The sequence below is a fragment of the Nitrosospira multiformis genome (assembly GCF_003050865.1).
Lineage (GTDB): Bacteria > Pseudomonadota > Gammaproteobacteria > Burkholderiales > Nitrosomonadaceae > Nitrosospira > Nitrosospira multiformis_E.
Window position 1 is genome coordinate 1 of record NZ_QAOK01000052.1, and the last position, 6,583, is coordinate 6,583.

Sequence of the window (6,583 nt, forward strand, 5' to 3'; positions counted from 1 at the left end):
GCGCGCTCACGTACCTCGGGGGAAAACTTGTTCTGTTTCTTCATAGCTCCATTCTCTCAGATGTTGGAGCCTCTACAAAACCCGGGGCGGTTCACTCTTAGCCTTATCGCTGTCAGCATATTCTTCACCGCGGCCATAAGCCAAACTGGTTGCGGTACACCTCAATATGATTCCCTGCCTGACACTTTTCTCCTTTTTTTATGTCAAGTTAGACTAATTAATTATTATTAATTGACACCCATCAGCTAGAGCTACAGACTCTATCCTGACAAATCATGGTGGGAAGTTTGAGTGAGTAGAATGCCCCGATGAGGGAGCGATCTGTTCGAACAATGGCCTAACTGCCATTTAACATGGATATTAAAGGGCCTTGAATGGAAAAATTATTGCTTACAATATTAGTGGCGGGCTCGACGATATTGGGGGGATGCACTGGGATTCCCACGGAGGTTACCCCGGTCAAGAACTTCGAAGTCCAGCGATACCTGGGAGAGTGGTATGAAATCGCACGCTTGGAGCATTCCTTTGAGAAAGGTTTGTGCGGCATTACGGCTAATTATAGCCTCCGTGATGATGGGGGCCTCCGGGTCCTGAACCGCGGATATGATCCACAAAAAAGAGAGTGGCGAAAGGCAGAAGGTAAAGCCTATTTTATGAAAAGTCCCGAAATTGGCTATCTCAAGGTGTCATTATTTGGTCCATTTTACGGTTCATATGTGATATTCGAGGTGAATGAAGCGGATTATCGGTATTCGTTCGTGAGCGGAGCGGATAAAAGTTATTTATGGCTTCTTGCAAGAGCACCTCGTGTCGAAGATGAGGTATTGGCCAGGTTCATAAAAAAGGCTGATATGCTTGGCTTCGATACAGCCAAACTTATTTATGTGGAACACGGGGCTCGCTGCGGCGGCACAATGTTGCAGAAGGATGGCGAAAAGGACGCATGAGATGATCAAAGGCCCTTGCCATTTTTAAGAAGATAAAGAAGTCTAACGAAAGAACCAATTTGACTATTTTGTGAGGGACTCAATATGAGCCTTTAGCCTTTCTATTTCTTTCTCCGCGAGAACTTGCTTGGTGACATCATATTGCACGCCCAGATAATAAAGTACCCGCCCCTCCGAATCGAACAACGGGGTAATGGCTAAGCGGTTATAAAACAACTCTCCGGTTTTACGATAGTTCCTTAGTGTAACTTCTATGGGCTGTGCATTTTTTATCGCATTGCGTATGAGGCCTTTTTCCTCTTGTTTCTGATCAGTGCCTTGCAAGAAACGGCAATTCTTTCCTATGGTTTCTTCCTGCGTATATCCCGTCATCACCGCAAATGCGTTGTTGGCATAAACCAATGGCAAATCTTCCAGGTCAGGATCCGCTAACGTTACTCCATTCACACAAGAATCCAGAATAGCGCATAGAGTTCGAGGAATTAATCCCGGGTCTTTATCATCCATAAAAAACATTATTCTCTCCTATACTATTTCTATTCTACTGAAAGTATTCCTCCAGAGAGGAAACAACATTCACTAGCGATCAGGTCCGATTAGGCACATCCGCGATCTCCGCTTCAACTAATTTCTTAATACTTCTTACAGTTTTTTCAGCTCCCTCCTGTACCGCTATACGGATAAGTTTCTCGAAAGGTCTCATGAACATCTCCAGACTATGCAGCTCGAAGGTAAAAGTGATGCGGCTTGCAGAGGGGGGATTGGATGGCTCAAAAACGTAATCGCACCGGTAGGGGTTGGATACTCCTTCAAAGCATATACGCTGCCCTGGTTGAAATGCCATGACTTTGAACGTCGATTCCGAACGTCTACCCTGGTCGACCCGAACCTGGTGGCACATAGTTCCCACCTTTACAGGTCCATCAGTTAATGGCTTCAACTCGACAACTTCTGGTGACCATCGAGGATAATTGGTGAGGAAATTAGCACCAACAAAATCAAAAATATCCTGAGGAGGCCGTTGAATCAAGGCGTTTGCTTTCCCGATCACAGGAGTATCCTTAAACATGCCAAGCATTAATCATTTCCTCCGTTATTTTTTCGCATAGAAGGCATTGTAGTACAGTGCTTTTTCGGCGTCAGACTTGAGCATATCAGAAGAAGCTCGGTTCTCTGACGGAGTGGCGTTCAAGAAGAGTGAGAATGGTGGTTATGACTATAGAAAAGGAAGGGTAGTTGCCTTCCTTGGTCAAACAATCCACACTGATATCGACTTGGCCACGAATGCGAACGCTTGGGATGCCTCCCGAAATACCACCCCTCAAATTTTGCTGGAGACAGGTGGGCCATGTGTGCCTGGTCGTCGCGGCTGCGCTGCCTCCATGCATGGCTTTACGCATCATCTCTTGATAAGGGGATATTTCTGTCAGTCCTATAGCGGGGTTTCGCCAACCTTTGAGAATCAAATACTTCAGGCCAGGATGGCTGGCCAGTTTCTTGTATATGAGCCGTCTGTTCGGACTCGGATCTCCCGTATGGTCTTGACTGCCGGTTAGGCGATTATGCGAAATAAAGTTTGACCTTTTTCAGATAGCGTGTATCCTGAAGTAGGTCTTTTGGATTCAAGCTGTAAAACGATACCTCTGGTTGACTCTTTCCCTTGATATTCACGGACTGATCACTTACAGATCACTGTGAGTGGAATTTTATTAAGGAGAAATGACATGGCAACAGAAACTGGTATTGTGAAATGGTTTAGCGATGATAAAGGTTTTGGCTTTATTACTTCAGATGAAGGCGGAAAAGATTTGTTTGCCCACTTCTCTTCAATTGTGGGTGAAGGCTTCAAAACCCTGCAAGAGGCCCAGCGTGTCACTTTTGATGTGATAACCGGTCCCAAGGGTTTACAGGCATCGAATATTAGACCCCAGTAAAAAGTCAGCAAAGCAAACGAAAATCCTGTTTTGGGATTTTCGTTTAAGAAATTGTAACGTCCCCGCGGTTAGCCCGCGCCAGATTCTCAGTCCCCGAACTTCCTACTATTTACGGTTATCCTCCTGCGGCACTTCGCTGGAGTGGATGAGCCTTGCCGCGCATAAGTCATGTCACCCGCTTTTTTTGCCGTTGAATATTCTGGATCAGTTTCAGGGTATCTCGCTGATCGTCCAATACGCGTCGATTGACCGCATAACTTCAATGAATTGCGGGTAGTTGGCAGGCTTGGCCATATATCCCGCAACACCGAAATTGAAGCTATTCAGCCGCTGCCTTCAGAGTTGCTCCCGGGTTTCATACTCAATGTAATGGCTTCGCGGCAATCTCACGGTGAATACCGTTTCATTCTCGTCTGACCGGGCTTCGATCGATCCGCCATGGCCCCTGGCGATTTCTCGCGCGATATACAGTCCCAGCCCGAGACTCCCATCCGCATCGCGGTTGTTCTCGTTATCGGAACCCCGCTTCAAAGGATCAAAGATCCGGTCGAGGTCCGATGGCTCGATGACAGGCCCGCTATTCCTGACTTCAAGGACAACGCCTGCGGTATCCCCATTCAGGTCCACATACACCGGCGCATCCGGCGCTCCGTATTTAATCGCATTCCGCACCAGGTTGCCGAGTAACTGCTGGAGACGTTTACTATCCCAGCTGCCGCAAGTATCGCCATGCACTTCCAGATCAATCCTCCGACCGGGATTGGCTGGACGCAACTGGTCCAATGCGCCAGCACACAGTTGGCTCAGGTCAACATCGCCGGGAGTGATATTGATACCTAGACCGAGGCTGGTACGGTTGAAATCAAGCAGATCGTCGAGTAGCGCTTGCATGTGACGGCCGCTGTTGATCAAACGGCCCGCAGCTTCCGATACTTTAGCGTCAGCATTGAGTGCAGCCAGATAGAATGCTGTCATCTGGATGGTGTGCAGCGGATTGCGCAGGTCATGTCCAAGCATCCCAAGAAACAGATTGCGGGCCTGATCGACTTGCGCGCTGTAAAAAGTCACGGATTCGGCAAGCGCCTGGTCAATTGCCTCATTGAAGCGAATAATGCCGTCCAAATGCATGCTTTCCGACTGAGAGTCATTGTCCCATAGACGAAGAACGCTGGCGCGAAGGCGCGGTACTCCGCAGCCAGTTGGTTGATGTCGAAACCGCTTTTTGCGCGCAGGAAGCCATGGGTTTGCGCAGCGGTCTCCGGCGCGCCACTCGATATTGGCGCCAGGCCCAATGATTTCTCAGTTTGAGTTTCCCTGCTTTGTGGAGTGGAAATATCCTTTGACACGGCTTGAAGAATTTCCCGGGCGTGGTCGCGCAAAGCGAGCGGCTTCATGTGCCTGGCGGCGGGCAGTTGGATGGCGGCAAAGGCCTCCCAGGCCACAAGAATGGCCTCCATGTCGCGTCTGATAAAATCGGCTAATCGCAATCAATGACTTTTGAAGATTAGAAAAAAATTGTGTGAGGAAGCTTGAATGCCACGTGAACTGCGGATGAACATCATAGCCGTTAATGACGCGCTTGGCTGCAAAACAAGCACAGGGTTACTCGCGTAACTCGTAAGTGCGCCCTTTTTAACGGAAGGCTTCGCTAAAAATTGCCATACGATCCTGGCAAACAGCATCAGCATAATGCAAAACATTGGGTAGTAAATAGCTTGTCAACTGCCCGGTTCTTTCAGCGACCAGCGAAACGATATCTTCAAGTGACACGAGCGCATTTATACCCGGGTTGAGCAACGGATATTGCGTACGCAGCTTTTTGATCCAGCAAAAATTCAGTCAGATAGGAGAAAACATGGCCCAGTTCATCAACACCAAAGAAAGCATCGTCACCGAAGCCGTCGATGGTCTGGTCGCGGCGTCTGGCGGTAAGCTGGCGCGGCTCGACGGCTATCCGCATATACGGGTGGTCGTACGCAATGACTGGGATAAGTCCAAGGTCGCGTTGATCTCGGGAGGCGGATCGGGTCACGAACCGGCACATGCGGGTTTCGTCGGGGAAGGGATGCTGACGGCTGCGGTGTGCGGCGACATCTTCGCCTCGCCGACAGTCGACGCGGTACTGGCAGGCATCCTTGCCGTGACGGGATCGTCCGGCTGCCTGCTCATCGTCAAGAATTATACCGGTGACCGATTGAATTTCGGGCTGGCGGCCGAACGGGCTCGCCAGTTTGGCTTGAATGTCGAGATAGTCATCGTCGATGATGATGTGGCGTTGCCCGACTTGCCCCAAGCCCGCGGCGTCGCCGGCACGCTTTTCGTGCACAAGATAGCCGGCGCGTTGGCCGGGAATGGTGCCGACTTGGCGCACGTCGCCGCGGCCGCGCGCAAGGTCGTGTCAAAGACAAAAAGCATCGGCATTTCGCTAAATACCTGCACCATCCCAGGTTCTCCAAAGGAGGATCGCATCCCGCCGGGCATGGCCGAGCTTGGGCTTGGCATCCACGGTGAAGCCGGGGTTGAGCAGGTCGAGTTCAAGGACGCGAGCGAAGCTGTCGCTGCCATGGTCGAGCGCCTGTCAGCTGCAATGGAAGAAAAGCCGCATGTCGCTATGGTCAACAATCTCGGCGGCACGTCCGTCATCGAGATGTCGATCATCCTCAACGAAATCCGGCGGTCAGCGATTGGCGAGCGGATAACCCACGTCATCGGGCCGGCGGCCATGATGACATCGCTCGACATGCATGGCTTCTCGATTTCGGCCTATCCTGCCGACGATGCCGAGATCGCCCTGCTCAAGCAGCACACGCCGCTAGCGGCATGGCCAGGGGTCTCCCGGCTAGGCCAGGTCGCGATTCAGGCGCTTCCGGACGGCCTGAGGGCTGTCGTTCCGATGCCCTCGATGCACAGGCCGACCAGGGAGTTCCTGACCAGTTGCTGCGAGGTTCTGATCGCCGCCGAGAACGACCTCAACGCGCTCGACGCGAAGTCAGGCGATGGCGACACCGGCAGCACGCTAGCCGGCGCGGCACGCGCCCTGATCAGCGCCGTGGACCGATTGCCGCTTGCCGACCATACCCAGCTCTATCGAGCCATTGGCTTGGAGCTTTCCCAAACCATGGGAGGCTCGTGCGGTGTACTCCTCGCGATCTTCTTCGCCGCAGCGGGCGATGCCGCCTCAAGCGGCTTGCCAATGCGCGAAGCGTTGCAGGCCGGGTTGCGGAGAATGCAGGAGATTGGCGGGGCACGTCCGGGTGACCGGACCATGGTCGATGCCCTTGCGCCGGCCCTTGATGCCCTGGAAGAGGGCTTGCCCGAGGCGGCGAAAGCCGCGCGTGCGGGGGCCGATCGCACTGCCCACATGAGCAAGGCGAATGCGGGCCGCGCTTCCTATGTCAATGCCAAGCATTTGGTCGGTCACGCTGATCCAGGTGCTGAGGCGGTCGCGCGACTGTTTGAACACCTGGCCTAATTTTAGAAATGGTGGGTATAAATTCCGACTTACCTTAAAACCGCGTATTTACACGATGGATGGCGGGGCTCTTCATCATTAACGGGGGACAAGGGTATTCATTAGACTTGTTTTTACGAAGAACACGTTTAATGGAGGCAATACCGATGTCCCCAATCGATTCTATCCTAGGGATCGATGGCTTGGTGGTGCAAAGCGTAAAGCGCGCCCAGGGCATTCACGTCTGGGCC

The 6,583-nt window shown here is 51.9% G+C and carries 7 protein-coding genes; 3 read left to right on the top strand and 4 right to left on the bottom strand.

All coding sequences use genetic code 11. The features are described 5' to 3' along the window. Window positions 1-386 precede the first annotated feature (386 nt). Window positions 387-947, top strand: a complete 561-nt coding sequence (locus C8R21_RS14920; protein ID WP_258192445.1) for a lipocalin family protein — start codon at window positions 387-389, stop codon at window positions 945-947. A gap of 63 nt (window positions 948-1,010) precedes the next feature. On the opposite strand, the gene C8R21_RS14925 is transcribed toward C8R21_RS14920, so the two are convergent. Both C8R21_RS14925 and C8R21_RS14930 read right to left on the bottom strand, forming a co-directional pair. Then, window positions 1,011-1,463: a PAS domain-containing protein gene (locus tag C8R21_RS14925; RefSeq protein ID WP_107763405.1), complete on the bottom strand. Its 453-nt coding sequence runs from the start codon at window positions 1,461-1,463 to the stop codon at window positions 1,011-1,013. Between the two features lie 70 nt (window positions 1,464-1,533). Beyond that, window positions 1,534-2,025 carry an SRPBCC family protein gene (locus C8R21_RS14930; RefSeq protein ID WP_107763406.1) on the bottom strand — a complete coding sequence of 164 codons (492 nt, stop codon included), beginning with the start codon at window positions 2,023-2,025 and terminating at the stop codon, window positions 1,534-1,536. Between the two features lie 646 nt (window positions 2,026-2,671). On the opposite strand from C8R21_RS14930, the gene C8R21_RS14935 reads away from it, so the two are divergent. Beyond that, window positions 2,672-2,881 carry a cold-shock protein gene (locus C8R21_RS14935; protein WP_074976095.1) on the top strand — a complete coding sequence of 70 codons (210 nt, stop codon included), beginning with the start codon at window positions 2,672-2,674 and terminating at the stop codon, window positions 2,879-2,881. A gap of 336 nt (window positions 2,882-3,217) precedes the next feature. On the opposite strand, the gene C8R21_RS14940 is transcribed toward C8R21_RS14935, so the two are convergent. Together C8R21_RS14940 and C8R21_RS16200 are read right to left on the bottom strand one after the other, a co-directional pair. Next, window positions 3,218-4,003 carry a sensor histidine kinase gene (locus C8R21_RS14940; RefSeq protein ID WP_219906692.1) on the bottom strand — a complete coding sequence of 262 codons (786 nt, stop codon included), beginning with the start codon at window positions 4,001-4,003 and terminating at the stop codon, window positions 3,218-3,220. Beyond that, window positions 3,946-4,338, bottom strand: coding sequence for an RsbRD N-terminal domain-containing protein (locus C8R21_RS16200; protein WP_219906693.1), 393 nt, complete (start codon window positions 4,336-4,338; stop codon window positions 3,946-3,948). Before C8R21_RS16200 ends, C8R21_RS14940 begins: the two co-directional genes overlap by 58 nt. A 398-nt stretch (window positions 4,339-4,736) precedes the next feature. On the opposite strand from C8R21_RS16200, the gene C8R21_RS14950 reads away from it, so the two are divergent. Continuing rightward, window positions 4,737-6,353 (top strand): dihydroxyacetone kinase subunit DhaK, encoded by a 1,617-nt coding sequence (locus tag C8R21_RS14950; protein WP_107763408.1) that lies wholly within the window; start codon window positions 4,737-4,739, stop codon window positions 6,351-6,353. Window positions 6,354-6,583 lie beyond the last annotated feature (230 nt).